This is a genomic window from Dickeya sp. ws52 (assembly GCF_007210685.1).
Classification (GTDB): Bacteria; Pseudomonadota; Gammaproteobacteria; order Enterobacterales; family Enterobacteriaceae; genus Dickeya; species Dickeya chrysanthemi.
Map to the genome: position 1 here is coordinate 266,376 of NZ_SZVX01000002.1, position 26,551 is coordinate 292,926.

23 protein-coding genes are annotated in these 26,551 nt (G+C 57.3%); 9 read left to right on the top strand and 14 right to left on the bottom strand.

Annotated elements, in window-relative coordinates; all coding sequences use genetic code 11:
* Positions 1-4: 4 nt before the first annotated feature.
* From menD to FDP13_RS03065, 7 genes are all read left to right on the top strand, one after another.
* Positions 5-1,681: a 2-succinyl-5-enolpyruvyl-6-hydroxy-3-cyclohexene-1-carboxylic-acid synthase gene (gene menD, locus FDP13_RS03035; RefSeq protein WP_143838553.1), complete on the top strand. Its 1,677-nt coding sequence runs from the start codon at positions 5-7 to the stop codon at positions 1,679-1,681.
* Complete coding sequence (menH, locus tag FDP13_RS03040; RefSeq protein ID WP_143838613.1) at positions 1,681-2,472, top strand: 2-succinyl-6-hydroxy-2,4-cyclohexadiene-1-carboxylate synthase; 792 nt, start codon at positions 1,681-1,683, stop codon at positions 2,470-2,472. The genes menD and menH overlap by 1 nt, the downstream gene beginning before the upstream one ends.
* Positions 2,456-3,313, top strand: coding sequence for a 1,4-dihydroxy-2-naphthoyl-CoA synthase (gene menB, locus FDP13_RS03045; protein ID WP_012770686.1), 858 nt, complete (start codon positions 2,456-2,458; stop codon positions 3,311-3,313). Before menH ends, menB begins: the two co-directional genes overlap by 17 nt.
* A complete protein-coding gene (gene menC / locus FDP13_RS03050; protein ID WP_143838555.1) occupies positions 3,313-4,281 on the top strand; it encodes an o-succinylbenzoate synthase in 969 nt (322 codons plus the stop codon). The genes menB and menC overlap by 1 nt, the downstream gene beginning before the upstream one ends.
* A complete protein-coding gene (gene menE / locus FDP13_RS03055) occupies positions 4,269-5,657 on the top strand; it encodes an o-succinylbenzoate--CoA ligase (RefSeq protein ID WP_012770684.1) in 1,389 nt (462 codons plus the stop codon). Before menC ends, menE begins: the two co-directional genes overlap by 13 nt.
* A 185-nt stretch (positions 5,658-5,842) precedes the next feature.
* Positions 5,843-6,388: a YfaZ family outer membrane protein gene (locus tag FDP13_RS03060; protein WP_012770683.1), complete on the top strand. Its 546-nt coding sequence runs from the start codon at positions 5,843-5,845 to the stop codon at positions 6,386-6,388.
* A gap of 132 nt (positions 6,389-6,520) precedes the next feature.
* Complete coding sequence (locus tag FDP13_RS03065) at positions 6,521-7,714, top strand: nicotinamide mononucleotide deamidase-related protein YfaY (RefSeq protein WP_143838557.1); 1,194 nt, start codon at positions 6,521-6,523, stop codon at positions 7,712-7,714.
* 56 nt (positions 7,715-7,770) lie between these two features.
* Here the strand turns inward: FDP13_RS03065 and FDP13_RS03070 are convergent, their stop codons facing one another.
* The 3 genes from FDP13_RS03070 to tesA form a co-directional block, all read right to left on the bottom strand.
* A complete protein-coding gene (locus FDP13_RS03070) occupies positions 7,771-8,631 on the bottom strand; it encodes a co-chaperone YbbN (protein WP_143838559.1) in 861 nt (286 codons plus the stop codon).
* Positions 8,632-8,692: 61 nt separating this feature from the next.
* Positions 8,693-9,469: an SDR family oxidoreductase gene (locus tag FDP13_RS03075; protein ID WP_143838561.1), complete on the bottom strand. Its 777-nt coding sequence runs from the start codon at positions 9,467-9,469 to the stop codon at positions 8,693-8,695.
* Between the two features lie 63 nt (positions 9,470-9,532).
* A complete protein-coding gene (gene tesA, locus FDP13_RS03080) occupies positions 9,533-10,171 on the bottom strand; it encodes a multifunctional acyl-CoA thioesterase I/protease I/lysophospholipase L1 (RefSeq protein WP_199886293.1) in 639 nt (212 codons plus the stop codon).
* On the opposite strand from tesA, the gene ybbA reads away from it, so the two are divergent.
* Together ybbA and ybbP are read left to right on the top strand one after the other, a co-directional pair.
* On the top strand, positions 10,142-10,828 hold the full coding sequence (gene ybbA, locus FDP13_RS03085; RefSeq protein WP_012770678.1) for a putative ABC transporter ATP-binding protein YbbA: 687 nt from the start codon (positions 10,142-10,144) through the stop codon (positions 10,826-10,828). The two genes, tesA and ybbA, sit on opposite strands and share 30 nt — an antisense overlap.
* Positions 10,825-13,257, top strand: a complete 2,433-nt coding sequence (gene ybbP / locus FDP13_RS03090) for a putative ABC transporter permease subunit YbbP (RefSeq protein ID WP_143838566.1) — start codon at positions 10,825-10,827, stop codon at positions 13,255-13,257. The genes ybbA and ybbP overlap by 4 nt, the downstream gene beginning before the upstream one ends.
* 40 nt (positions 13,258-13,297) lie before the next feature.
* On the opposite strand, the gene speG is transcribed toward ybbP, so the two are convergent.
* The 11 genes from speG to purM all read right to left on the bottom strand — a co-directional run bounded on the left by speG (position 13,298) and on the right by purM (position 26,365).
* Positions 13,298-13,858 carry a spermidine N1-acetyltransferase gene (speG, locus tag FDP13_RS03095; protein WP_012770676.1) on the bottom strand — a complete coding sequence of 187 codons (561 nt, stop codon included), beginning with the start codon at positions 13,856-13,858 and terminating at the stop codon, positions 13,298-13,300.
* A 132-nt stretch (positions 13,859-13,990) separates the two neighbouring features.
* Positions 13,991-16,156: a TonB-dependent siderophore receptor gene (locus FDP13_RS03100; RefSeq protein ID WP_143838568.1), complete on the bottom strand. Its 2,166-nt coding sequence runs from the start codon at positions 16,154-16,156 to the stop codon at positions 13,991-13,993.
* Entirely contained in the window at positions 16,149-17,258 is a 1,110-nt protein-coding gene (locus FDP13_RS03105) for an ABC transporter substrate-binding protein (RefSeq protein WP_143838570.1), read from the bottom strand. Before FDP13_RS03105 ends, FDP13_RS03100 begins: the two co-directional genes overlap by 8 nt.
* Positions 17,259-17,439: 181 nt before the next feature.
* On the bottom strand, positions 17,440-18,285 hold the full coding sequence (locus FDP13_RS03110) for an amino acid ABC transporter permease (protein ID WP_081979766.1): 846 nt from the start codon (positions 18,283-18,285) through the stop codon (positions 17,440-17,442).
* Entirely contained in the window at positions 18,285-19,106 is an 822-nt protein-coding gene (locus FDP13_RS03115; protein WP_027712775.1) for an ABC transporter substrate-binding protein, read from the bottom strand. The genes FDP13_RS03110 and FDP13_RS03115 overlap by 1 nt, the downstream gene beginning before the upstream one ends.
* Before the next feature lie 248 nt (positions 19,107-19,354).
* Positions 19,355-20,365, bottom strand: coding sequence for a galactose/methyl galactoside ABC transporter permease MglC (gene mglC, locus FDP13_RS03120; RefSeq protein WP_012770671.1), 1,011 nt, complete (start codon positions 20,363-20,365; stop codon positions 19,355-19,357).
* A 19-nt stretch (positions 20,366-20,384) separates the two neighbouring features.
* Positions 20,385-21,905 carry a galactose/methyl galactoside ABC transporter ATP-binding protein MglA gene (gene mglA / locus FDP13_RS03125; RefSeq protein ID WP_012770670.1) on the bottom strand — a complete coding sequence of 507 codons (1,521 nt, stop codon included), beginning with the start codon at positions 21,903-21,905 and terminating at the stop codon, positions 20,385-20,387.
* Between the two features lie 121 nt (positions 21,906-22,026).
* On the bottom strand, positions 22,027-23,022 hold the full coding sequence (gene mglB, locus FDP13_RS03130) for a galactose/glucose ABC transporter substrate-binding protein MglB (RefSeq protein WP_012770669.1): 996 nt from the start codon (positions 23,020-23,022) through the stop codon (positions 22,027-22,029).
* A gap of 417 nt (positions 23,023-23,439) precedes the next feature.
* A complete protein-coding gene (gene galS, locus FDP13_RS03140; RefSeq protein ID WP_012770668.1) occupies positions 23,440-24,438 on the bottom strand; it encodes an HTH-type transcriptional regulator GalS in 999 nt (332 codons plus the stop codon).
* A 251-nt stretch (positions 24,439-24,689) separates the two neighbouring features.
* Entirely contained in the window at positions 24,690-25,328 is a 639-nt protein-coding gene (purN, locus tag FDP13_RS03145) for a phosphoribosylglycinamide formyltransferase (RefSeq protein ID WP_143838572.1), read from the bottom strand.
* On the bottom strand, positions 25,328-26,365 hold the full coding sequence (purM, locus tag FDP13_RS03150) for a phosphoribosylformylglycinamidine cyclo-ligase (RefSeq protein ID WP_143838574.1): 1,038 nt from the start codon (positions 26,363-26,365) through the stop codon (positions 25,328-25,330). Before purM ends, purN begins: the two co-directional genes overlap by 1 nt.
* Positions 26,366-26,551 lie beyond the last annotated feature (186 nt).

The following is a 26,551-nucleotide window of genomic DNA, read 5'->3' on the forward strand; positions in this document are numbered from 1 at the left end:
GAACATGTCCACACATATTTTTAACCGTCGCTGGGCAACGGTCATTTTTGAAGCGCTCAGCCATCATAGCGTGCGGCATGTCTGCATCGCGCCGGGATCTCGTTCTACGCCTTTGACGCTGGCTGCCGCCTCGCACCCGGCGCTGGTATGCCATACCCATTTTGACGAGCGCGGTCTCGGGCATCTGGCGCTGGGGCTAGCCAAAGCTTCCGGCGAAGCGGTGGCGGTGGTCGTGACGTCCGGTACGGCGGCGGCCAATCTTTATCCCGCGATTATTGAAGCCGGGCTGACCGGCGAAAGGCTGATAATACTGACGGCGGATCGCCCGCCGGAACTGATCGACTGCGGCGCTAATCAGGCGATTCGGCAACCCGGTATGTTTGCCTCACACCCGACGATGACGCTGGATTTGCCGCGTCCCACCCCTGATATTCCGGCTCGTTGGCTGGTGTCTGCGCTTGATAATGCGTTGGGCGAATTGCGCTATGGCGCATTGCATATCAATTGCCCGTTCGCCGAACCGTTATATGGCGAGGACGACCCCAACGCTTTTCAGGACTGGCGGCAGGCGTTGGGCGACTGGTGGAACCAGCCGCAGCCTTGGTTGCAGTGTGAACATGGCGTATCGGCTGCGTTGGGGCAGCCTGACTGGCCGCAATGGCGTAAGCGGCGTGGCGTAGTGATTGCCGGGCGAGTGCCGACGCACGTCGGTGAGAAAATAGCCGACTGGGCGCATCAGCTCGGCTGGCCGTTGATTGGTGATGCGCTGTCGCAAACCGGCCAACCGTTGGCGTGCGCGGATTTATGGCTTCAGCACCCGCAGGCGGATGCATTGCGTCAGGCTGACATTGTGGTGCAGTTTGGCGCCAGCCTGACGGGAAAACGCCTGCTGCAGTGGCAGGCAACAGTCACGCCCGGGCAATATTGGTTGATTGATAGCCTGCCGGGGCGGCTTGACCCTGCCCAGCATCGGGGGCGCCGATTAGTCGCCGATATTGCCGACTGGCTGGCGGCGCATCCTGCGATAGCCCAGGCACCCTGGGCGCCGGAGGTGGCATCCTGCGCGGAGCGGGTTGCCCGGCAGGTGGCGGCCCGTTTATCCGTGGGTTTCGGTGAAGCGCAACTGGCGCATCGCGTCAGCGAATTGCTGCCGCCTGAGGGGCAGTTTTTTGTCGGCAACAGCCTGACGGTGAGGCTGGTGGATGCTTTTGCCCGTCTGCCTGCTGGGTATCCGGTATATTCCAACCGTGGCGCCAGTGGTATTGATGGGCTGTTATCGACGCTGGCGGGCGTACAGCGCGCCAATGCCCGGCCGATGCTGGCGATTGTCGGCGATTTATCGGCGCTGTATGACCTCAATGGATTAGCGTTGCTGCGCCAACCACCCGCACCGCTGGTGCTGGTGGTGGTAAATAACGACGGCGGGCAGATTTTTTCGTTACTGCCGACGCCCGAAGCGCAACGGGAAACGTTTTATTGTATGCCGCAGCAGGTGGATTTTCGCCACGCGGCGGCTCTGTTCGGGCTACGTTACGCCCGGGCTCAGCAATGGTCGGACCTTCAGGACGCGGTAAGCACCGGATGGCGGTTGGGGGGAACGACGCTACTTGAAGTGGTGGTAGAACCTAAAGCAGGGGCTGAAACGCTGCAACAGCTACTGGCCGAGGTGCCGTCGTGGTGATGTATTGCCGCCGGTTGGGGGTGCTGCAATCAGGTAAACCCTGGCTGGTGATGCTGCATGGCCTGCTCGGCAGCGGCGAGGACTGGCAACCGATATTGCCGTATTTGACCGACTGGCCGGTGCTGTTGGTGGATTTACCGGGACATGGCGCATCCGCGTCGTTAAAGGCCGCCGATTTCGATGATATAAGCCGACAATTGACCCGGTTATTGGCGCAATACGCCGTGGCTGATTTCTGGTTGCTGGGGTACTCGTTGGGAGGGCGTATTGCCATGCATTATGCCTGTCAGAGCGAGGCTGCCGGTTTGCGGGGGCTGCTGGTGGAAGGCGGGCATCCGGGGTTGGCATCGGCGGAAGAACGCGAGGCACGGCGCCGGCATGATGCCGATTGGGCACGGCGCTTTCGCCATGAGCCGCTTAATCGCGTGCTGCCGGATTGGTATCGACAGCCTGTTTTTGCGTCGTTGTCGCCTGCGCAACGCTTGTCCTTGATAGCACTGCGCAGCGGCAACCACGGGCTTGCCGTCGCCGATATGTTGGAAGCGACTTCGCTGTCTCGCCAGCCTTATCTGGCTGAGGCATTACAGCGGCTACAGGTTCCATTCGGCTATCTCTGCGGCAGTCAGGACACTAAATTCCAGGCGCTGGCCACGCAGCATCGCTTGCCGCTGCTGAGCGTGGATGGCGCCGGGCACAATGCTCATCAGGCGAACCCGTCAGGCTATGCTGAACGGGTTCGCCAGTTTATTTCGTATCCGGAAAGGAAGATTCAATATGCTTTATCCCAGTGAAGAACTGCTTTACGCACCGGTAACATGGCACGATTGCAGTGGGGATTTTGTCGATATTCTTTATCACAAGTCGGCCGACGGCATTGCCAAAATCACCATCAATCGTCCTCAGGTACGCAATGCGTTCCGTCCGCAAACGGTAAAAGAGATGATTCAGGCGTTGGATAATGCACGCCATGATGACGGTATTGGCGTCATCATCCTGACTGGAGCAGGCGAGAAAGCGTTCTGTTCCGGTGGTGACCAGAAAGTCCGTGGCGATTACGGCGGTTACCAGGACGACAGCGGCGTTCATCACCTGAACGTGCTGGATTTTCAACGTCAGATCCGTACATGCCCGAAACCGGTGGTGGCGATGGTGGCGGGATACTCCATCGGCGGCGGTCATGTGCTGCATATGATGTGTGATCTGACCATTGCCGCGGAAAATGCCATTTTTGGCCAGACCGGGCCGCGCGTCGGCTCCTTTGACGGCGGTTGGGGCGCTTCATACATGGCGCGTATCGTTGGTCAGAAAAAAGCCCGTGAGATCTGGTTCCTGTGTCGTCAGTACGATGCTCAACAAGCGCTGGATATGGGGCTGGTCAATACGGTGGTACCGCTGGCGGAACTGGAACGCGAAACCGTACGTTGGTGCCGTGAAATGTTGCAGAACAGCCCGATGGCGTTGCGCTGCCTGAAGGCGGCGCTGAATGCCGATTGCGATGGTCAGTCTGGGTTGCAGGAACTGGCCGGCAACGCCACGATGCTGTTTTACATGACGGAAGAAGGGCAGGAAGGCCGTAATGCCTTTAATGAAAAACGCCAGCCCGACTTCAGCAAATTCAAGCGGAACCCCTAATGCGCGAGGCAATCCTCTATCGTTACGGCGTGCCGATGGACGCTGGGGTGGTGCTACGTAACCAGCGCCTGAAAACCCGTGACGGGTTGCTGCTTCGCCTGCGTGACGGCGAGCGTGAAGGGTGGGGGGAGATAGCACCGTTGCCGCAGTTCAGCGTAGAAACGCTTGAAGAGGCGCTCGGTGCCGCACAGGCGCAGTTGCAACGCTGGCTGATGGGGCAGGCACCGGATGAGAGCGGTTTGCCGTCCGTCGATTTCGGTGTCAGCTGTGCGCTGGCAGAACTGCACGGTGAACTGCCTGAAGCGGCGGATTACCGTAAAGCGCCGCTGTGCAACGGCGACCCGGATGAACTGTTTGCCATGTTGCAAGGCCTGCCTGAACCGTTGGCGAAGGTGAAAGTCGGGTTGTATGAAGCGGTGCGCGACGGCATGATCGTGAATCTATTGTTGGAAGCGCTGCCTGATTTACGGCTGCGTCTGGATGCGAACCGTAGCTGGACGCGGCAGAAAGCCGACGGTTTTGCCCGCTATGTCGCACCTGCTTACCGTTCCCGCATCGCTTTTCTGGAAGAGCCCTGCAAAACCCGGGACGAGTCGCGTGATTTCGCCCAGGCTACCGGTATCGCCATTGCCTGGGATGAGAGTGTGCGCGAGCCGGGGTTCCAGGTTGTCGCTGAACCGGGGGTCGCGGCGATTATCATCAAGCCTTCGCTCACGGGCAGCCTGCACCGTTGTCGCCAACTGGTGGCGCAGGCACGCCAGGCTGGTTTAACCGCGGTAATCAGCTCCAGTATTGAGTCCAGCCTGGGTCTGACGCAACTGGCGCGGCTGGCGCATTGGCTGACGCCGGGCGTATTGCCGGGGCTGGATACGTTGGACCTGATGCAGGCGCAAGTGGCGCGTGCCTGGCCTGACTGCGCCTTGCCGTTAATCGCGGCCGACGGGCTGGAGCAGGTATGGCGAGCCTGACCGATTGGCCCTGGCGAAGCTGGGCGGTATCCCAGCCGATGGCGCCGGCGCTGATAGACGACAGCGGGATTTGGACCTGGCAGCAATTGTCCGCCCGGCTAAACCAACTGGCATCAGCGTTTGTCTGCCAGGGCGTCGAGCCTGGGATGGGAGTAGCGCTGCGGGGTAAAAACAGCACCGAGATGCTGTTTTGCTACCTGGCGCTGCTGCAATGCGGCGCACGTTTACTACCGCTGAATCCGCAATTGCCGGGCACATTGCTGGATACGTTGCTGCCATCGCTGAATATCGACTACGGCTTGTGCCTTGGCGGGCATGACTGGCCGCCGGGGGTTCTTCCATTGAATCTGCCCGCCTTGTCACCGTCATCAGGATCAGATACCCCGCCGCCGTTGCCGTGGGCGATAAAACGGCTGGCGACCATGACGTTAACCTCCGGTTCCAGCGGTATGCCGAAAGCGGCGGTACATACCTGCGAGGCCCATTTGATCAGCGCCGAAGGCGTGTTGGCGTTGATGGCGTTTAGTGCAGGTGATCGCTGGTTGTTGTCATTACCGTTGTTTCATGTGTCCGGGCAGGGCATCGTCTGGCGATGGCTGGCTGCCGGGGCATCGCTGGTGGTGAAACCAAACCAGCCTTTGGAGGTCGCTCTGCGGGTTTGTACCCATGCCTCGCTGGTTCCAACCCAACTCTGGCGTCTTCTGTCGCAGAATCGTGCGCCGATTAGCCTGCGCGCCGTATTGCTGGGTGGGGCGATGATCCCGGCGGAATTGACGAAACAGGCTGAGGATCGCGGGATTCGGTGCTGGTGCGGTTATGGCCTGACAGAACTGGCGTCGACAGTGTGCGCCAAACGTGCCGACACTCACGGCGGCGTTGGGTTGCCGTTGGCCGGGCGCGAGATAACGCTGGAGGGGGAAGAAATTCTGTTGCGTGGACGTTGTCTGGCGGTGGGTTATTGGCGTGATGGCCGATTGGCCCCGCTGACTGACGCAAAAGGCTGGTTTCATACCCGGGATCGAGGCGAGTGGGATGGGCGCGAATGGAGAGTTCTGGGGCGGCTGGATAACCAGTTTTTCAGCGGCGGCGAGGGGATCCAACCTGAAGATGTGGAAGCCGTTTTGTTGCAGCACCCGCAAGTCGCTTACGCGTGCGTCGTTCCCGTTGACGACCCGGAATTCGGCCAGCGCCCGGTGGCGGTGGTTGAGGTGGAAAACGCGTTGCCGTTGCCCCAGTTGGCGGCATGGTGGCAATCCCGCCTGGCGGGATTTCAGCGCCCGGTCGCGTGTTACCTGTTGCCGGCCGAGTTGAAAAACGGCGGGATAAAAATATCTCGCCGGCAGGTGAAAGCCTGGGTGGATCTGCAAACGCGTTGAACCGCTGATTGCGGCGAAGAAGGTATGACGGTGAGGCGTCGCCGGAGAATAATGTCTCTATTTTCCGGCCGAATCTTATCCGGCTTGCGGTTATTTACGCTTTTGGCCGTTAAATATTTGGGTAAAATGCGTGTTAACATCACGGTGTTATGCGCGTTTAACTTATCGTATTAAGGATTATGGAAATGAAAAAGTGGGTTATTGCTTGTGCGGGAAGTCTGCTGCTGGCGACGGTTTCCGCTCATGCCATCAGTATTTCTGGGGAAGCAGGACGTGATTACACGGGAGCCAGCGCTGGTTTCGGCCTGGGTGTGCCCGGTTTGTCCGGTAATGCTGGCTGGAGCCATGATGACAAACACAGCAATGACGTCTACAGCGTCGGTGCGGATTATACCTTTGCGCTGAGCAACGCGTCGCTCAAAGTCGGAGCCAAAGGGCTTTATTTGAACCAGAACCGCTTTAAAGATGGTTATGGCGTTGCGCTCGGCGGCGGATTACAGGTGCCGGTGACCAGTTCCGTGTCCCTGTATGGCGAAGGTTATTACTCGCCGGACGCGTTCTCAAGCCATGTCGATCATTATGTGGAAGCCCGTGGCGGCGTGCGTTGGCAGCCGTTCCGTCCGCTGTCGCTGGATGTTGGCTACCGCTACATCAATATGGCCTCCGGCGAATCGAGCAATGACAACCGCGTAGCGGATACGGCGTATGTCGGCGTGGGTCTGAATTTCTGATTCCTCCGCATCGTTGACGAAACAAAAGGCGTGTTTATCACGCCTTTTGTGTTTTTGCAGTAGGAAAGCGCCATTGTGTTTATGACGTCGAGTTTCTAAAGTGGAGTGAAACCATCATAAGGAGTACTGCGGATGCTTAGGGTTGAGATGTTATGTACCGGTGATGAAGTGCTACACGGGCAGATTGTGGATACCAACGCCGCCTGGCTGGCGGATTACCTGTTTTCACAAGGCGTGCCGATGACCAGCCGCATGACGGTGGGCGATAAGCTGGAGGAGCTGGTGGCCGCATTGACCGAGCGCAGCCGGATCGCCGACGTGTTGATCGTGAATGGCGGTCTGGGGCCTACCAGCGATGATCTGAGTTCGCTGGCGGCAGCTACCGCGGCTGGCGAAACACTGGTTGAACATCCTGAGTGGATCGCCCGCATGGAAGCCTTCTTCTCCGAGCGTGGCCGCGTCATGGCCGACAGCAACCGTAAACAGGCGCAACTCCCTGCCGGCGCGGAGTTGGTGGATAACCCGGTAGGTACTGCGTGCGGTTTTGCGATGCAGTTGAATAAGTGTCTGATGTTTTTCACCCCGGGCGTGCCGTCTGAATTTAAGGTGATGGTGGAGCAGCAGATTTTGCCACGTTTGCGCCAGCGTTTTTCCGTGGCTGAGCCGCCGCTGTGTTTGCGCCTGACGACCTTTGGCCGTTCCGAAAGCGATCTTGCCAGCCAACTCGATAGTTTGCCGTTACCAGCGGATGTGGTGCTGGGATACCGCTCTTCCATGCCGATTATTGAGTTGAAGCTGACCGGCCCGGCGATACGGCGTGAAGAGATGGACGCCGTGTGGCAAACCGTGCGCGATGTCGCCGGTGAAAATGCGATTTTCGAGGGGACGGAAGGATTACCTGCGCAGTTGGCGCGCCGCCTGAGCGAGCGAGGGCTGCATCTGGCCGTTGCTGAAGATTTTACCGCCGGTTTGCTTAACTGGCAGTTGCGCGAGGCGGATGTACCGCTATCCGGCGGCGAATGGCGGGCGAACGAATCGGCGTTGACGCTGGCGGCCATTGCGGAGTCTACACGCGCGTTGGCGGAGCGTTATCAGGCAGAGCTGGCATTGTTTGTTGGCCATTCGGATGAGGGGGTTTTGACGCTGGCGTTGCATACGCCTGACGGAACATTCGCTCAGACGATTCAGGTAAATGTGAGACGTTATAGCCGGAAGACGCATCAGGATATGGTGGCGATGCTGGCGATGAACATGCTGCGCCGTTGGCTTAATGGCTGGTCAGCGTACGGCGGTCACGGTTGGATAAGCGTGTTGGACACGTTGTAACAGTCGTCGTACCGGCAGGGAAATCGCGGGGGGAGCCCCCGCGTTAGGTCGCCGGATCAGTACAGCAGTGAATACAACTGGCGGCGGTAACGCGCCGCCAGCGCATCGCCTGTGCCGAGCGCGGCCATGATATCCATCAGTGTTTTACGGGCGTTGCCGTTGGCCGCGGCCAGATCTTTTTTCAGTATCCCCATCAGCAATTCCAGCGCTTCTTCGTTGCGCCCTACCTGATGCAGTTGCAGGCTGAGCTGCACCGCCAGCTCCTGATTGTCCGGCGAGGCGGCCAGTTGCTGTTGTAATTGCTGGATTTCCGGCGTGTCCGCCGCCTGTTTCATCAGTTCGATTTGCGCTACCAGCCCGTGATAGCGGGTGTCCTGATCCTGCAACGGAATGGTGTCCAACACCGCTTGCGCATCATCGGTACGGTTGAGCTGAATCTGAACTTCCGCCAGCAGCAGCGCGATATCGCTACGTTTGGCATCCAGTTGCCAGGCGTCTTTCAACAGCACCGCCGCTTCTTTCAACTGGTTTTCCTGAATCAACTGCTGAGCCTGAGCCAGTTTCAGATCTTCAGCTTTGGGCAGCACGCGCTGCAGCAGATCGCGGATGACCTCTTCCGGCTGCGGCCCTTGAAAACCGTCCACCGGCTGACCATCCTTGAACAGATAAACCGTTGGGATGGCGCGCAGCCCGAATTGTGCCGCCACGCGCTGCTCCGCGTCACAATCCACCTTGGCCAGAATAAACTGACCGGCGTATTCGGCCGCCAGTTTGTCCAGCACCGGCTCCAGTTGCTGGCAATGGGCGCTGCGATTAGACCAAAAATAGAACAGCACCGGCGCGCTCATAGAGTGTTCCAGCACCTGATGCAAATTGGTCTCGTTGATATCAATCACGTTGGCGTGTTGTTCAAGCATGTCGTTCTCTCTCAGCCTTTTTAGCCATTATGGGGGTGATGTCTGTTACTTCAACCCCGAATCAGGATTTTGTCCGCAGCAAGTGATCCAGTACGCGCCCCGGCAGCAACCGGCGCAGCACGGTGATGCCGTGGGCAAGCAGCGTGACCGGGTAGCGCAGTTTCGGGCGTGGGCTTTCCAGCGCATGAATCAGCTTCGGCAGCACCGCTTCCGGCGGTAGCGTAAAGCGGCTGGCGATACCGGGGTTGGTAACCGGCCGTTCCTGCTGTGTCTGAGCGACATTGTCGGTAAATCGGGTACTGATGGGGCCGGGTTCGATCAGCGATACGTGTAAACCGCTGCCGTGCAGTTCCATGCGCAATGCGTCGGACCAGGCTTCCAGCGCGTATTTACTGGCGGCGTAAGCGCCTCGCCCCGGGGTGGAAATCAGTCCCATGACCGAGCTGGTCTGGATAATTCGCCCTTCGCCATGCGGCAACATCGCAGGCAGCAGCAACTGGGTTAACTGATGAGTACCGAACAGGTTACTGGAGAACTGCTGTTCCAGTTGCTGACGGGAAATGGTGTTAAGCGGACCGTACAGACCATAACCCGCGTTGTTGAACAGGCCATAGAGCTGGTTTCCGGTGAGTGCGATGACAATATCGGCGGCCTGTCTGACGCTGGCGCTGCTATCGAGATCCAGGTCGATTCCCTCAAAGCCGAGCGAATTCATGCGCGCCACATCCTGATGACGGCGGCAAGCCGCCAGTACGCGATAGCCGCGTTGTTGCAAACATTGTGCGGCAATCAGGCCAATGCCGCTGGAGCAACCGGTAATCAAAACCGCTTTTTGCATAACTTTACCTAACGAAAACGCTTAAATATCAAGAGTCGTGGTTAACTGTCAGTCTTTATCGACTCAGTGCTGGTTAATAACGGGGTCGAGCTGTTTTGCCATCCATTCGGCGATAAACGGCTGGGCGTCACGGGTGGGATGGATACCGTCATCCTGCATCCATTCCGGTTTGAGATAAACCTGTTCCATGAAAAACGGCAACAGCGGAATACTAAACGTACCGGCGAGGCGTGGATAAACCGCGCTGAACGACTCGGTATAGCGCCGCCCGTAGTTGGCTGGTAAGCGAATTTGCATCAGTAACGGCTGGGCTCCGGCTGTTTTTATCTGGCTAATGACGCCGGCGAGATCCCGTTCTACGTTTTGTGGCGGGAAGCCACGCAAGCCGTCATTGCCGCCGAGCTCGACCAACACCCAGCGCGGTTGGTGTTGTTTGAGTAAAGCGGGCAGGCGAGACAGACCTTGCGTTGCGGTGTCGCCGCTGATGCTGGCGTTCACCACCCGCACCGGAACGGCGGGCGGGCGAGACTGCCAGGCGGCATCCAACAACGCCGGCCAGGCCTGATTTGCCGCCATGCGATAGCCTGCGCTTAGACTGTCGCCCAGCACCAACAGGGTGTCTGCCGCGAAGGCGCGCAGACTGAACAGGCCCCAAAATAGAAGGATAACGACATGCCTGCGGAAAACATTCTTGAAGTTCATCATCTTAGTAAGCACGTTGGTCAGGGGGAAAATCAGCTCTCCATCCTCACCGGAGTTGAGCTGGTTGTCAAACCTGCTCAGACCATTGCGCTGGTCGGCGAGTCCGGCTCGGGGAAATCCACCCTGCTGGGGATTTTGGCCGGGCTGGATGACGGCAGCAGCGGGCAGGTGTCGTTGCTTGGCCAGCGGCTGGACCGGCTGGATGAAGAGGGCCGGGCCGCGTTGCGGGCGCAGGACGTGGGGTTTGTGTTCCAGTCTTTTATGCTGGTGCCGACGCTGACCGCGTTGGAGAACGTGCAACTGCCGGCGTTGCTGCGCGGTGAAAGCGATCGTCAGAGCCGTCAGCACGCGGAGCAACTGTTGCAGCAACTCGGTCTGGGGGCGCGGTTACACCATTTACCCGCCCAACTTTCCGGCGGCGAGCAGCAACGTGTGGCGCTGGCGCGCGCATTCAGCGGGCGTCCACGGGTGCTGTTTGCCGATGAGCCGACCGGTAATCTCGACCGGCAGACCGGTGAGCGCATTGCTAACCTGCTGTTTTCCCTTAATCGCGATTTTGCCACTACCCTGATTCTGGTGACGCATGATGAGCAACTGGCGGCGCGTTGTGAGCGTTGTCTGCGGCTGCGCGACGGTAAATTGTGGGAGGATGCATGATCTGGCGTTGGTTTTGGCGGGAATGGCGCTCGCCGTCGCTGCTGATTGTCTGGCTGGCGTTAACGTTGTCGGTCGCCTGCGTACTGGCGCTCGGCTCTATCAGCGATCGCATGGACAAAGGGCTAAGCCAGCAGAGTCGCGATTTTCTGGCCGGCGATCGTGTGCTGCGGGCTTCCCGCCCGATAGATGATCAGTGGTTGCAGCAGGCGCAGCAATTAGGGCTGACGCAGAGCCGGCAGGTGTCATTCATGACCATGACCTACGCGGGCGACAACGCGCAACTGGCGCAGGTCAAAGCCACCGACGAGCGTTATCCGCTGTATGGCGAGTTGAAAACCCAGCCAGCAGGATTACGGGTTGCGCCGGGTTCCGTACTGGCAGCGCCGCGGCTGCTGGCTTTGCTGGGGTTGAAGGTCGGCGATCGGCTGGATGTCGGTGATACCACGTTGACCATCGCCGGGGAACTGGTGCAGGAGCCGGATGCCGGATTTAACCCGTTCGAGACGGCGCCGCGGGTGCTGATGAACCTGGCGGATGTGGAGAAAACCGGCGCGATTCAACCCGGCGGGCGTATTACCTGGCGCTATATGTTTGCCGGCACGCCGTCGCAAATCGACCGCTTTAGCGAGGTGATCACCCCGCAGTTAAAGCCGGATCAACGCTGGTACGGCATGGCGGATTCGCAAAGCGCGTTGGGTAAATCATTGCAGCGCTCGCAACAATTTTTATTGCTGTCGGCGTTGCTGACGCTGTTGCTGTCGGTGGCGGCGGTAGCGGTAGCGATGGGGCATTACTGCCGCAGTCGCTACGATCTGGTGGCGGTGCTCAAAACGCTGGGGGCCGGGCGTCAGGCGCTGCGCCGGTTGATTATCGGGCAGTGGGTATCGGTGCTGGCGTTGTCGGCATTGTGCGGCAGCCTGCTGGGGACTGGCTTTGAGGCGTTGCTGATACGGGCTCTTGCTCCGGTGCTGCCCGGTGAATTACCTGTTGCCGGATTATGGCCGTGGGCATGGGCGCTGGGAACGCTGGTGTTGATTTCGCTGCTGGTCGGGATACGTCCTTACCGGCAACTGCTGGCGACTCAGCCGTTGCGGGTGTTGCGTCAGGATGTGGTGGCGAATGTCTGGCCGTTGCGTTACTACCTGCCGGTGGTGGCGACGGTGGTGATCGGTTTACTGGTGGTGATGTCCGGCGGCGGCGCGTTGTTATGGTCGCTGTTGGGGGGGATGTTGGCGTTGTCGTTGCTGTTGGGCGGCATTGGTTGGGGCGGCTTGTTATTACTGCGCCGTCTGACGCTGAAAACATTGGCATTGCGTCTTGCGATTAACCGCTTGTTACGCCAGCCGTGGGTCACCTTGGGCCAACTGGCGGCATTTTCGCTGTCTTTCATGTTGCTGGCGTTATTGCTGTTGTTGCGCGGCGATTTGCTGGATCGCTGGCAGCAGCAGTTACCGCCGGGTAGCCCTAATTACTTTGTACTGAATATCAATGCCGACCAGGTGCCGCAGGTCACGGACTTTCTGGCGCAACATCAGGTCAAACCGGAAACTTTTTACCCGATTATTCGTGCCCGTCTGACGGAAATTAATGGGCTGCGTGCCACCGATCTGATTCGTGAAGATGATCCCGGCGGCGAAACCGTCAACCGGGAACTGAATCTGACCTGGCTGGCTCAGCGGCCGGAGCATAATCCGTTGGTGGCGGGGCAATGGCCGCCGAAAGCGGGCGAAGTGTCGATAGAGCAAGGGGTGGCGCAGCGCCTCGGGGTGAAAATCGGCGATACGTTGACGTTTACCGGCGATACCCAACCGTTTCAGGCGACGGTCAGCAGCTTGCGACAGGTGGATTGGGAAAGCTTGCGGCCGAATTTCTTTTTTATTTTTCCACCGGGTTCGCTGGATAGCCAGCCGCAATCGTGGCTAACCAGTTTCCGCTATGACGGCGGCGATACGTTGGTAACCCAATTAAACCGACAATTCCCAACGTTGACGGTGCTGGATGTCGGCGCCATTTTGAAGCAGATCGGCACGGTGTTGCAGCAGGTGGGGTTAGCGCTGGAGGTGATGGTGGTGCTGGTGTTGTTCTGCGGCGCGCTGTTGTTGCTGGCGCAGATTCAGGTCGGTATGCGTCAACGCCGCCAGGAACTGATGGTGTATCGCACATTGGGGGCAAGCCGCCGGTTGTTGCGCGCCACGTTATGGTGGGAATTCGCGGTACTGGGGTTATCGGCCGGCATAGCGGCGGCGCTGGGCGCGGAGGCGGCGCTGTGGCTGTTGCAACGCAAGGTGTTTGATTTCCCGTGGCAGCCGAACTTGTGGCTGTGGGGCGGGTTGCCGGTCATGGCGGCGTTGCTGTTGTCGCTGTACGGCAGTTGGCTGGGCTTGCGTCTGTTGCGCGGCAATGCGTTGTTTCGGCGTTATCACGCCTGAGTTAACCTCAGGCGCTGTTTACTGCCGGCGAGTCGGCACGTTATAGCGTGTTTTCGCCGTTTTTGCCGCCGGGGTTTTTGTATTTCGCCAGATACTGATGCTGGAAGATACACATCCGAATGGTGTTGCGGTATTCGCCATTGATGAAAAACTCGTGGATTAATTCGCCTTCCACTTCAAACCCCAGCTTGGTGTAGATGTGGATGGCTTTCTGGTTCTCTTTGTCTACGATCAGGTACAGCTTGTAGAGGTTGAGAGTCGAAAAGCCGTAATCCATTGCCAGCCGGGCGGCGGCGCTGGCATAGCCGTGTCCTTGATGCGCCGGATCGATGATTATCTGAAATTCGGCGCGGCGATGGATGTGGTTGATATCCACCAGTTCCACCAGACCGACCTTGGTGGTGTCGTGTTCAATGATAAAGCGGCGTTCGCTCTGGTCGTGGATGTGTTTGTCGTACAGGTCGCTCAGTTCGACAAACGCTTCGTAAGGTTCTTCAAACCAGTAACGCATGACGCTGGCGTTGTTATCCAGTTGATGAACGAAAGTGAGATCGTCGCGCTCCAGTGGGCGCAATCGTACGACTTCATGGATCTCCGGCATAAAGCATCCTGGTAGTGGGTGATGACGTGACCTTAACCAGCAGGGCTGGTCGGGTCAATCGGCTGGCGGCGAAAATGTAGCAAAGCGCACCGCCGTAAGATGGCGGCGCGCTTTTGATATGAGACGTGATGACTAAAAGTCGACGCTGGCGCGCAACACCACTTCACGCGGGTCGCCAATCGAAACATATTGGCTACTGCCGCTGGAAGGGTAGTAGGTCTTGTCGAACAGGTTTTTGATGTTCAGTTGCCACTTCACTTTGTAACCGTTGATCGGCACGTTATAGGCGATAAAGGCATCCGCTACGGTGTAGTCGTCAAGGAAGAAACTGTTGGCGGCATCGCCGGGGCGACGGCCGACATAACGAGCGCCGATACCTGCGCGCAGGTCATCGCCGGCGTGCAGGCCCATCGTGCCGAAGTCATTGGTCAGGAACAATGAGGCGGTATGGCGCGCCACATTGGCCATTTCGTTGCCCTGGTTCGTCGGGTCTTTGGTAACGCGAGCATCGGTAAAGGCATAGGAACCGATCAGGCTCAGGCTGTCGGTTAGCTTACCGGCCACATCCACTTCCACCCCTTGCGAACGTACCTTGCCGGCAGTGCGGGTGATGGTTTCGCTCACGCCGTTGATGGTCTGAAGTTCATCCACCATCACGTTACGTTTTTGAATATCGAACAACGCCAGATTGGCGGTAATGCGATTGGGGAGATCCAGTTTGGCGCCGACCTCGTAGGAGCGTCCGACTTCCGGCTCCATCGCTTCCCCTATCGGTTTATTGATGGCGGAGTTAGGCTTGAAGGATTCACTGTAGCTGGTGTACAACGAGGCGTAAGAGGTGAGGTTGTACACGACGCCTGCGCGCGGCACCACCCGGCTGTCGGACCTGTCGGTATTGGTCACGAAGGGGCGCCCTTTGCCCGACATCACATCAAAGCGGTCATAGCGTACGCCGCCCAACAGCATCCAATGTTCATCCAGCCGTATGGCGTCTTGCATGAAAATGCCGGTGCTATCGACGTCTTCTTTCTGGTCGCTCTCGGTGGCAAGAACAGAGTTGGAAGCCGGGAAAAGGCCATATACCGGATTATAAATGTTGAAACTGCTGTTGGTTCTGCCGCGGATCATATTACCGCGATGGGTACGGTCAGCCTCGTGGTCGAAACCGAACAGCAACTGGTGGTTGACGCCGCCCCAGTCGGTATCGCCATTCAGCGTCAGTTGCACGTTCTGCGATTGACTGTGCGCGTCCTGGGTCGCATCGGCCCGGCGCGTCAGGAATCCGGTATTGGGGTTGAGCGACATGGCGCGAGCCTGATTGTCGTTATAGGTATTGCGGCTGTAGGCGTAATTCAGTTTGGTTTTCCAGCGATCGTTGATGGCGTTTTCCATCTGGAACGTCAGCGTGTCCTGATCGCCGCGGGTGGCGTTGTAGGCTTCGTCAAACCGGCGTTCACGCGGTGTGGCGACCGGCTTGCCGGTGCGGCTATCGATTACCGTGCCGCGATCGAACGGCGTCAGGTATTCCATATGCTCGTAAGCAACGCGCACCGTGGTGCTGTCGCCATACCACATCAGCGACGGCGCAATCGTCGTCTGGCGATTACGGCCGAAGTTGCGCCAGTAGTCGGTTTCATCGTGATCGACGATCATGCGATAAGCCAGACCGGAGGTGCTGAGCGGGCCGGTGATATCTAACTGGCCGCCGCCGCCGTTAAAGCTGCTGTTCCAGCCTTCGATATGAGTTTTCTGCACCAGTTCCGGCTTTTTGCTGATGATGTTGATCATACCGCCGGGTTCGCCCCAGCCATACAGCATGGACGCCGGGCCTTTCAATACTTCTACCCGTTCGGTGGTCGGCGTAACGTTGCGCGCCTGAATCGAGCGCACGCCGTCACGCAGGATCGACCCGTCGCGGTTATCGCCGAAACCGCGCTTCATCACCGCATCCTGCGTTCCCCCCAACGTGTTGGCCTGGGTGATGCCGCTGACGTTGTATAACGCGTCGTCAAGACTTCTTACCGCTTGATCTTCCAGTACCTGCTGCGGCACCACATTGACGGCTTGCGGGATATCCAGCAGGCGGCTATCGGTTCGGGTGCCGGTTACGGCGCTGTGCGGTTGGTAGCCGGTTTCTCTGGTGCTGCCGGCGGACGTGCTGGCGTTCACCACCAGGGTATCTTCCTGCTTGTTGGTATTTGGGGTGGCGTTGCTCTCGGTGGATGCGGCGGCAGCCTGAAGGCTGAACGGCAGCAAAGCCAGTAGCGGCCAGCCTTTTTGCCGGTGACGGTTATTCATGTGTTAACTGACTCCAATAGGTCCCTGAAAAATCAATCGGTAAAAACTGTTGATAGAGTTGTTGTAAGGTTTGCTGCGGGTCGATATCGCTAAACAGCGTTGGATAAAGGGCTTTGGCGAACATTTCCACCATCACCACGTGATAAGGGCTGAGATAAAAGTTGTGCCACATACTCCAGGCACGGCCGCTGCCGACGGCGCTCAGGTGGGAGAGTAGCGGTTCTTGCGTTAGCAAGGTACGTAAGCTGTCGCCGGCCTGACGAGGCGTTACGTCCGGGCCGAGCATCAGATCGGACAGGCGTTTGCCGTCTGGCCCGGCCATCCCGGTGGCGATGTAGACATCCGGTCTGGCCGCCAGAGCCTGTTCCGGGCTTAACTCGCCATAGACGCCTTTCACTTTGCCGGCGGCGATGTTCTCACCGCCGGCGAAGGCCAGCAATTCGCCGAGATTACCGTTGACGGCGGTGGTACAGCAGGTATCCCGACGCCCAAGGTGCAGATGCAGCATCACCGTGGTTTTGTGGCCCTGATACTGGGCTATCCGCGTTTTGACAACGTCCATATGGCGTTGGTAAAACGCGATGAAGGCATCGGCGCGTGACTGTCGGTTGAGCACATCGCCGAGCAGGCGCAGGCTGGGCAGGGTATTTTTCAGCAGTTCGATGCGCAGATCGACATAGAGATAAGGAATACCCGCCTGCGTTAATGCTTGCTGGATACTCTGCTCGTTGTCGGCGCCTTTGGCCAGGCGAGGCAGAATGACCAAATCCGGTTTTAGCGGCAGCAGCGTTTCCGCGTTGACGCTATTGAGATTGCCGTTACCTAACTGCGGAATACGGGCAATATCGGGGAATTTGGCGGTATAACGACCCCAGCTTTGTGCATCGTAGCGTGCCAGGTCGCCCGGCCATCCCACCACGCGCTGTGCCGGGTTGTCCGGTTCCAGCAAAGCCAGCGTATACAGCATACGGCTTTCGCCCAGCACAATACGTTGCGGATTATCCGGAATGACGACCTGGCGGCCGGTAATGTCGGTAACGGTTTTGGCCTGCGCCAGTGGGGTAAGGCACAGCATGGCGAAGAGGAGAAAAACGATGCGCATTATTCTTTTCTCGTAAAATTAAGGCAGAAAAAATAATAATAATTATTTTTGTTTGCAACGAAAAAGCGGTGAAAAAGGGAGGCGAAAAAGAAAAAGCCCTGATATTTCACAGGGCTGACGCGGATTATGTAAATAATTAAAGTCGCCGTTACGGCATAGTGAGCGTGGTACTAAGGGATGTTCAGGACGAGATTTTACTCTCGTGGTGCTCGTAGCCGCGGCCAAAACGGCGTTCCAGCCGGCCTTGCAGCAATTCCAACCCGATGGACAGCAACCAATAAATTACCGCGGCGGTGGTGAGCATTTCCATGTAGTGATAGGTACTGCGGCCGTAAGACTGCGCCAGAAAGTTCAGTTCCCATAACCCCATCAGCGACACCAGCGACGAATCTTTGATCATCGAAATGAACTGCGAACCGGCGGGCGGAATAATGATACGCAGCGCCTGCGGCGCCACCACGTGGGTGGTAATGACCCAGCGTGACAGTCCCAGCGCCATCGCCGCCTCTTTCTGACCACGAGGCACCGCGAGCACGCCGCTGCGGATAGTTTCCGCCAGGTAGGCGCCGTAATTTAACGACAACGCGATGATACCGGACGTAAAGGCGCTCATGACGATACCGACCTGCGGCAGCGCAAGGTAGATGATCAACACCTGTACCAGCAGCGGTGTGCCGCGAAACAATGAGACGTAAAACGTCGCGCAGCCGAATGCAATGGCACTGGACGAGAGCCGGCCTGCCGCGGTGATGACCGCCAGCAGGATGCAAAACAGCATGGAAATCACCGTGATGACGACGCTCAGTACCGCTCCCTGAATGAAACCATCCGGCGAGAGATGCATCCCCAACATGGACGGCAATTTTTGCCGGATCAGACCGGTATCCAGATCCATAAACGAAAACAGCCACAGCAGCAGGCTGAGCAGCACCAGCCAGGTCAGGCCGGCGCGCAGACGAAAACCCAATCCGGCGCGCTCAGGCGCCGGCGGCATGTGTGACGAGTTTTCAGCAGACGATCGCGACATTACGGGGTGACCCCGGTGATGTCTTCACCAAACCATTTCATCGAGATAGCTTTCAGCGTGCCGTCGGCGCGCAGCGCGGAGATGGCGTCGGCCAGCGTTTTGCTCCATTCCGGGTCGCCTTTGTCGACGGCAATCCAGTTCGGTTCGGCATACAGTTGCTGCAAAATACGCAACTGCGGCAGTTTCTCGATACGCGGTTTGGCGGTGATGCGATCGGAAATTACCGCATCCAGCCGTTTACCCGGGCCGAGCGCCAGATTACGGAACGCCATGTCTTCGTCGGTGGGCACCGCTTGCACGTGGTTAAACGGGAAGTCGATCGGCTTACCGCCGGGGATCGCCAGACTTTTATTGAGGTAATTCTCATAGCTGGACCCCAGCCCCAACCCGACTTTCTTGTTGCTCAGGTCGGCGGCGGATTGGATGTTCTTCTCATCCTTATGGACGATCAGGACGGCAAAGGTGCTGTAATAGGGCGTGCTGAAATCGAGTACTTTGGCGCGCTCCGCATTGGGGGTCATCGAGCAGATGCACATGTCCCAACGGCCTTGCCATTTCCCGCCGACAATGGTTTCCCAGCCGGGGGTTGCCAGTTCCAGCCTGGTTCCCAGTTTCTTTGCAACGGCGTTGGCGACGTCGACATCGAAACCGACCAACTGATTTTTATCGTCCAGATAACTGAATGGCGGGTAGTCATTGAACAGAACGTTGCGAACGACACCGGTTTGCTTAACCCGGTCCAGCGTGCTGCCGGCCTGCGCGGCGCTGAGCATAAAACAGGCGCTCAGGGCGAGCGCCGTCAGTGCGAGAAGTTTTTTCATTTATTTTCCCTACAAGCTAGCGTCATAACGGACAACGCGGGGAAAAGGCAGCCGCGTACCGTGTGGAAATCTACAAAAGCGCTATTTTATAGCAGCCGGGCGCGTGTGCAAAATAAGGTCTTCGTCGGGTTATCCGGCGGCGGAGTATAAGCCCGTCGATAAGCCGGGTTTCGCCACCTATTACTGTGCGGTAAAAAAGAAAAACCTGCCACCGGGGTGGCAGGTAGAGAAGGTGATGCACGCACGCGTTATTTTTTGCGGGCGTATTTCAGGGAGTCCAGCGCAACGGCGAAAATAATGATGCCGCCTTTGATGATGTACTGCCAGTAAGGGCTGACGCCGATGTAGGTCAGGCCGTAGTTGATGAGGGTGAAGATGATAACCCCGGTCACGACGCCGGCCACCGTACCCACGCCGCCGGCAAAGGACACGCCGCCGACCACGCACGCGGCGATGGCGTCGAGTTCGTACATAAAGCCCAGGTTGTTGGTAGCACTGCCGATACGGCCGGCTTCCAGCATACCGCCGAAGGCATAGAACACACCGGACAACATGTACACCAGAATCAGGTTCAGCGATACGTTGACGCCGGACACTTTGGCCGCTTCCGGGTTGCCGCCGATAGCGAAAATGTTTTTACCAAAACGGGTTTTATTCCACAAAATCCACACGAACAGTGACGCAATCGCGGCATAGAACGTGATGTAGGACAGTTTGAAATCGCCGAGGCGCACAAAGCCCTGCGTGAAGGTAGAGAAACGGTCGTCAAAGCCGGCGATCGGCGATGCGCCGACGATGTCGTAATACAGGGAGTTGATACCGTAAACGATGATCATCGTACCCAATGTGGTGATGAACGGCGTCACTTTCAGGTAGGCGATGATAATACCGTTGACCAGACCGATCAGCGCGCCGATAGCGCAGACGATCAGGATGACCAGCGGAATCGGCATGGTTTCCAGATGCGGGAACACTTTGTTGCTGTTGTCCATCGCCTGCAGCAGTGTGGCCGCGACCACGGCGGCGAGGCCGACCTGACGCCCCGCCGACAGGTCCGTCCCCTGGGTGACGATAAGCCCGGCCACGCCGAGAGCGATAATGACGCGCACGGAAGACTGGGTAAGAATGTTACTCAGGTTAGTGAGGCTGAGGAAGGTGGGGTCCTGGATAATAATAATCACCAGCAATACCAGCAGTACGGCGTAAATGCCGCTGTCTTTCAGCCAGGTGAGCGCACTTTTTGTTGTTGTAGCTTTCATGGTAACAGCCCTTACATCATTAAAGGTGTAACGACGCTAAACGGAGAATTTCGTTCTGCGTGGTGTTCTTGGTTTCGACAATGCCTGCGACGAGGCCATTACTCATCACCAGAATGCGGTCGGTGATGCCCAGCAATTCCGGCATTTCAGATGAAATGATGATGATTCCTTTGCCTTTTTTCGCCAGTTCTGAAATCAGCTGATAAATCTCGAATTTGGCGCCCACGTCGATGCCGCGGGTCGGCTCATCCAACATCAGAATTTCCGGCTGGGTCAGCAGCCAGCGTCCGATGATGACTTTCTGCTGGTTACCGCCGGATAACGAGCCGATGGCGGTGTGATGCCCTGGGGTTTTTACCCGCATGGAATCAATGACCCACTGCACATCGCTTTTCATGCGCTTGTTATCCAGCAGGCCGAGACTGTTCTTGTATTTGTGGATATTGGAAATCAGCGAGTTGAAGCCGACATCCAGATAGGCATAGATACCGGTGGAGCGACGTTCTTCGGTGACCAGCGCAAAACCGTTGTTAATAGCCTCGTTGGCGGTATGGTTGTTAATGTCTTTGCCATGCAGTTTGATGGTGCCGCTGAGTTTTTCACGGATACCGAACAAGGTTTCGACGATATCGGTGCGTTTGGCGCCGACCAGACCGGCAATACCCAGAATTTCCCCCTCGCGCAGGTCAAACGACACGTCGCGGATCGAGGGCTGGCGCATTGAGGTCAAACCGCGTACTTCCAGCATGACGTCGCCGGGGGTGTTGGTTTTGTCCGGAAAGCGTTGATTGAGGGAGCGGCCGACCATCATGGCGATGATCTGGTCCATATTCAGGCCATCCAACGGTTGGGTGGCAACCCACTGACCATCACGCAATACGGTGATTTCATCACACAGTTGGAAGATCTCTTCCATTTTGTGGGAGATGTAAACAATGCCGCAACCACGGTCTTTCAGTTTACGGATGATGGTAAACAGGTGGTTGACTTCTTTTTCCGTCAGAGACGAGGTGGGCTCGTCCATGATGACGATTTTGGCATTGTAGGAGAATGCTTTGGCAATTTCGATCATCTGCATTTGCGATACCGACAACGCCGCGACTTTATCGCGCGGGTCGATATCGATATCCAGTTCATCAAAAATCGCCTTGGTATCGCGATACATTTTTTCCTGGTCGACGAACAATCCTTTTTTCGGATAGCGGCCGAGCCACATGTTATCCATAACCGAACGTTGCAAGACCAGGTTCAATTCCTGATGCACCATGGATACACCATTCTCCAGCGCTTCTTTCGCGCTTTTGAAATCGACTTCCTGTCCCTGGAATTGAATGCTGCCTGAATCTTTCTGATAAATGCCGAACAGACATTTCAGTAGAGTCGATTTCCCTGCACCGTTTTCTCCCATCAGGGCATGGATGGAGTGAGGGCGCACCTTCAGGTTGACATTATCCAATGCCTTTACACCGGGAAACGACTTACTGATATTGGTCATCTCCAGCAGGAATTCGCGCTGAGTGGTTAGAGTGTCACTGGTCATATTTTACCTGGCCGAAATAAGTACCTGGCTGAAACGTTGCCGAGCCGAACATGGCTGTCTGGCTGAGAAAATCATTCGCTCAAACAGTAGAGGGCGCAGCGGTTGCTGCGCCCCGATGAGATTACTTCGTGAATTGCGCCAGGTTGTCTTTATCAACCGGCACGTAAGGCACGCGAACCACCTTGTTTTCAATTTTGAAGTTGGTGCCTTCACCCGCCGGTTTGCCCAGCGCCAGGTTCTTCGCCAGGTCAATCGTGGCCTTGGCTTGGTTGTCGGCGTCATTCAGCACAGTACCGGCCAGTGCGCCGGATTTAACCAGCGACAGCGCTTCCGGCAGGGCGTCAACGCCGAATACCGGAATACTGCTCTTGTTGTGGGCTTTCAGCGCTTCGACTGCACCCATCGCCATTGCGTCATTGTTGGCGATCAGCACTTCAATCTTGTTGGCGTTAGGGCCGGACATCCAGGCGTCAACCTTGTCTTTGGCCATTGCGGTATCCCACATGGCGGTGTCCATCTGCAACTGCTGGACTTTCGCCCCTTCTTTAGTCAGGGTGTCTACCACATATTTGGTACGGGCTTCGGCATCCGGATGACCCGGCTCGCCTTTCAACAGCGCGTACTGAATAGTGCCGTCTTTATTCAGATCCCAGGAGGCGTTCGCTTTCCAGTGTTTGGCGATCAACTGGCCCTGAATGATGCCGGACTCTTTGGAATCGGTACCGACGTAGTAAGCTTTATCGTAGCTGGCCAGAACTTTCGCATTCGGTTCTTTGTTGAAGAACACCACCGGCACGTCGGCGGCTTTCGCTTTCTGCACCACGATGGCGGCGGCGGCCGGGTCAACCAGGTTGATGGCCAGCGCTTTCACACCTTTAGCCAGCAGCACGTCTACCTGATCGTTCTGTTTGGATTGGTCGTTCTGCGAGTCGTTCATCAGCAGTTCAACGCCACCCAGGGCCTTGGCTTCTTTTTCAATATCCTTGCGCACCATCGACATGAAGTTGTCGTCGTATTTGTAGATAGTGACGCCGATACGGATATCCGCGGCATGGGCGGTAGCTCCGAACATCATGCTGGCAACCAGGGCGGTGAGAGTGAAAACCTTCTTATTCATGATATCTCCGGGTTTATGCAGGGTAGTTCTCAGTCCGGCCGCACGACGCAAGGTAGACGTTGTACGGCAGTCGGTTAGTCATCGTCCGCATGGCGTGATAACGCTGTGTGGACGGAGTTTGCAGGCATGGCCCGCTTAAAGCCTGACTTCCCTGTGTTCAGACAATGTTCGCCGGTTCGGCGGCGTTGCCTGGTAATACATCCTGAAACAAACAACATCCTGAAACCGATATTGTGAACGTTTTCGCCGCGGCGGCCGCCCAGTTAATTGGCTGGTTAGTTGCCGTATTACAAGGCGTCCGGCCTACGCAGTACGCCCTCATCATAGAGAGCGCAATGTTAATTAACTGTGAATTTACTCACAAATTGAAAGCGGTTACATGGATGATTTGAAAGAATTAGTGACCGCTTCCACATTTTAGCGCGTGGCCACCGAATGCCGCCGTACCAGCGTCGGCATGAAACAGTGCCTTGCCGTTGGGTCCAGCAGGCCGGCCGCCCCTTTCAACGCCAGCTCCGTAGCGATTTTCGCCATGGAAATAATAGGGTAGCGGATGGTGGTCAGGCGTGGATCGGTGTAACGGGAAATAGGGATATCGTCGAAACCGATCACCGAAAACCGCTCCGGCACCGGAATGCCATTATCTTTTAGCGCCATCAGCGCGCCGGCCGCCATGCCGTCGTTGTAGGCGAACACGGCGGTCAACTGCTGGTTACGCCCCAGCAGTTCCACCATCGCCGCTTCACCGCCTTGCAAGTCGGGCTCGCCGCCGGCTATCCACTCATCGGGGGCTTCGATACCGTGTTCCTGCAATGCCTGTCGCCAGCCGGTGAGTCGTTCCGTTACGTCTTCTATCGGGTGGCTGGAGCGGAGATAACCAATGCGCTGATGCCCTTGCTGCAACAACATGCGGGTCGCCATCATGGCGCCGCTGACGTTGTCCAGACAGACGCAGCGGTGCGGGTAATCCGGCAGCAGCCGGTTGATCAGCACCATGCCGGGGACTTGATCCATAAACGCCGCCAGTTCCTCGTCGGATAAGGCTTTGGCATGTACGATCAGCGCGTTGCAGCGCTGGCGTATCAGCACTTCAATAGCATGACGTTCCTTTTCTTCCTGGTGATAGGAATTGTTAATCAGTACATGCTTTTGCAGCCGCTGCGCCACCGTATCCACCGCTTTGACCATCGCGCCGAAGAACGGGTCCGACACGTCCATCACCACTACGCCGATAGTGTCGCTGACCTGCGATGCCAGCGCTTGTGCATTGGCATTCGGGCGATAACCCAATTGCTCGACCGTTTGCAACACCAGCTCGCGCGTTTGCTGGGTGACCGCACTGTTGTTATTGAGCACACGGGAAACCGTGGCAATGGAAACGCCCGCCTGACGCGCGACATCACGGATGGTAATCATGCATACTCACCACAGAAGAAAAAGTTCACGGGGCGCCCTCTGACACTCAAGCTGTTCGGGCCTATTCTGTCAGGCGTTATGGAGAGACTGCGTGAGTCAGGTCACAGTGATGAAAGCGGTTACATACAATTCCGTAACCTTTGTGACGAAGGTCATTATCCAGAAAAAAAGAGATCGGCCCGGGATGGACGCGTTATGAACAGATGAGCGGAATAACGCCCCGGCAATGCGTCGGGGCGAGAGGGCGGCCTTTATTCGGCGGCGTAACCGCCGGGAGGAACAACCTCGCCGTCGATCCAGGCTTGATGGTCGCGCAACGCCAAACGTCCGGCCAGAAACCAACCGACGACCAGCGGATAGATGCTGTGCTCCTGCGTTTGCACCCGTTCCTGAATATCCTGCTCGGTATCACCGGGGAAAATCGGCACTCTGGCTTGCAAGATAACCGGGCCGCCGTCCAGCTCTTCGGTCACGAAGTGTACCGACGTGCCGTGCTCGCCGTCGCCGTTTTCCAGCGCCTTGCGATGGGTGTGCAGACCGGGATATTTCGGCAGCAGCGACGGGTGGATATTCAGCATTTTGCCGAGAAAACGAGCGACGAATCCGGCGCTGAGGATACGCATGTATCCGGCCAGTACCACCACATCGGGTTGATATTTCTCGATTTCGATTGCCAGCGCCTCATCAAAATCGGCACGGCTGGCGTAATCGCCGGGTAGCAACGCATGGGTAGCGATGCCGGCGTCACGGGCGCGTTCCAACCCGAATGCATCGGGATTGTTACTCAGCACCGCAGTGATTCGCCCGGCAAGACGTCCATGCTGGCAGGCGTCAATCAACGCCTGCAGATTACTCCCCTGACCAGAAATCAGGACGACGATGCTTTTCATCACTGAATAACCACGGTTTCTCCGCCGTCGGTGCGGGTAATGACACCGATTTTCCAGGCGGTTTCACCGTTGCCGTTGAGGTGTTCGATGGCTTTATCCGCCTGGTCGGCCGGCAGGGCAATGATCATGCCTACGCCGCAGTTAAACGTGCGGTACATTTCGTGGCGGCTGACGTTGCCGTTTTGCTGCAACCATTGGAATACCGGTGGCCACTGCCAACTGGATTCATCAATAGTCGCCTGCATACCTTCCGGCAGTACGCGCGGAATGTTTTCCCAGAAGCCGCCGCCGGTCAGGTGGGAAATGGCGTGTACGTCTACAGTTTCGATCAGCGACAGCACGGATTTAACGTAGATTTTAGTCGGGGCCAGCAGATGGTCAGCCAGCGGTTTGCCATCCAGTTGAGTCTGTTCCGGATTAGCACCACTCACTTCAAGGATTTTGCGAATCAGCGAGTAACCGTTGGAGTGCGGTCCGCTGGAGGCCAGTGCGATCAACGCGTCGCCTTCGCGTACTTTGCTGCCGTCGATGATCTCGGCTTTTTCAACCACGCCGACGCAGAAACCGGCTACGTCGTAATCGTCGCCGTGGTACATGCCGGGCATTTCAGCGGTTTCGCCGCCGACCAGCGCACAGCCGGATTGTTTGCAGCCTTCGGCGATACCGGTGATAACGCGGGCGGCGGTGTCTACGTCCAGCTTGCCGGTGGCGTAATAATCCAGGAAGAACAACGGCTCGGCGCCTTGTACCACCAGGTCGTTGACGCACATCGCCACCAGGTCGATACCAATCGTATCGTGACGTTGCAGGTCCATCGCCAGACGCAGTTTAGTACCCACCCCATCGGTACCGGAAACCAGTACCGGTTCGCGGTATTTTTGCGGTAAGGCGCACAGGGCACCGAAACCGCCCAATCCACCCATAACTTCCGGGCGACGGGTCTGTTTCACTACACCTTTGATACGGTCTACCAATGCATTGCCAGCATCAATATCCACGCCTGCGTCTTTATAGCTGAGAGAGGTTTTATCGGTCACTGCGGAAGTCCCCACGGAGGTTACGATTGGTTTAAAAAATGGAGCGCGCTAATTCTAGCAGCGTAAGCAAACGTTTGCGAGCGGTGTCTTTCGCCGTGTGGCGGTTTCGTCGGCACAGGGCGGCGGCCGTCGTCGGCGGGTTGGCGGATTGACGGCGATAATTTCCGTTTTTGCTTGATTTGGATC

Coding starts and splice junctions, on each gene's coding strand:
- ybbP (WP_143838566.1), top strand. CDS start 10,825: ATGATCTGGCGTTGGTTTTGGCGGGAATGGCGCTCGCCGTCGCTGCTG.
- mglC (WP_012770671.1), bottom strand. CDS start 20,365: ATGAAAGCTACAACAACAAAAAGTGCGCTCACCTGGCTGAAAGACAGC.
- ybbA (WP_012770678.1), top strand. CDS start 10,142: ATGCCTGCGGAAAACATTCTTGAAGTTCATCATCTTAGTAAGCACGTT.
- speG (WP_012770676.1), bottom strand. CDS start 13,858: ATGCCGGAGATCCATGAAGTCGTACGATTGCGCCCACTGGAGCGCGAC.
- FDP13_RS03110 (WP_081979766.1), bottom strand. CDS start 18,285: ATGTCGCGATCGTCTGCTGAAAACTCGTCACACATGCCGCCGGCGCCT.
- FDP13_RS03105 (WP_143838570.1), bottom strand. CDS start 17,258: ATGCGCATCGTTTTTCTCCTCTTCGCCATGCTGTGCCTTACCCCACTG.
- mglA (WP_012770670.1), bottom strand. CDS start 21,905: ATGACCAGTGACACTCTAACCACTCAGCGCGAATTCCTGCTGGAGATG.
- menB (WP_012770686.1), top strand. CDS start 2,456: ATGCTTTATCCCAGTGAAGAACTGCTTTACGCACCGGTAACATGGCAC.
- menH (WP_143838613.1), top strand. CDS start 1,681: ATGTATTGCCGCCGGTTGGGGGTGCTGCAATCAGGTAAACCCTGGCTG.
- FDP13_RS03070 (WP_143838559.1), bottom strand. CDS start 8,631: ATGCTTGAACAACACGCCAACGTGATTGATATCAACGAGACCAATTTG.
- menD (WP_143838553.1), top strand. CDS start 5: ATGTCCACACATATTTTTAACCGTCGCTGGGCAACGGTCATTTTTGAA.
- FDP13_RS03060 (WP_012770683.1), top strand. CDS start 5,843: ATGAAAAAGTGGGTTATTGCTTGTGCGGGAAGTCTGCTGCTGGCGACG.
- purN (WP_143838572.1), bottom strand. CDS start 25,328: ATGAAAAGCATCGTCGTCCTGATTTCTGGTCAGGGGAGTAATCTGCAG.
- tesA (WP_199886293.1), bottom strand. CDS start 10,171: ATGAACTTCAAGAATGTTTTCCGCAGGCATGTCGTTATCCTTCTATTT.
- galS (WP_012770668.1), bottom strand. CDS start 24,438: ATGATTACCATCCGTGATGTCGCGCGTCAGGCGGGCGTTTCCATTGCC.
- FDP13_RS03075 (WP_143838561.1), bottom strand. CDS start 9,469: ATGCAAAAAGCGGTTTTGATTACCGGTTGCTCCAGCGGCATTGGCCTG.
- menE (WP_012770684.1), top strand. CDS start 4,269: ATGGCGAGCCTGACCGATTGGCCCTGGCGAAGCTGGGCGGTATCCCAG.
- FDP13_RS03065 (WP_143838557.1), top strand. CDS start 6,521: ATGCTTAGGGTTGAGATGTTATGTACCGGTGATGAAGTGCTACACGGG.
- menC (WP_143838555.1), top strand. CDS start 3,313: ATGCGCGAGGCAATCCTCTATCGTTACGGCGTGCCGATGGACGCTGGG.
- FDP13_RS03100 (WP_143838568.1), bottom strand. CDS start 16,156: ATGAATAACCGTCACCGGCAAAAAGGCTGGCCGCTACTGGCTTTGCTG.
- FDP13_RS03115 (WP_027712775.1), bottom strand. CDS start 19,106: ATGAAAAAACTTCTCGCACTGACGGCGCTCGCCCTGAGCGCCTGTTTT.
- mglB (WP_012770669.1), bottom strand. CDS start 23,022: ATGAATAAGAAGGTTTTCACTCTCACCGCCCTGGTTGCCAGCATGATG.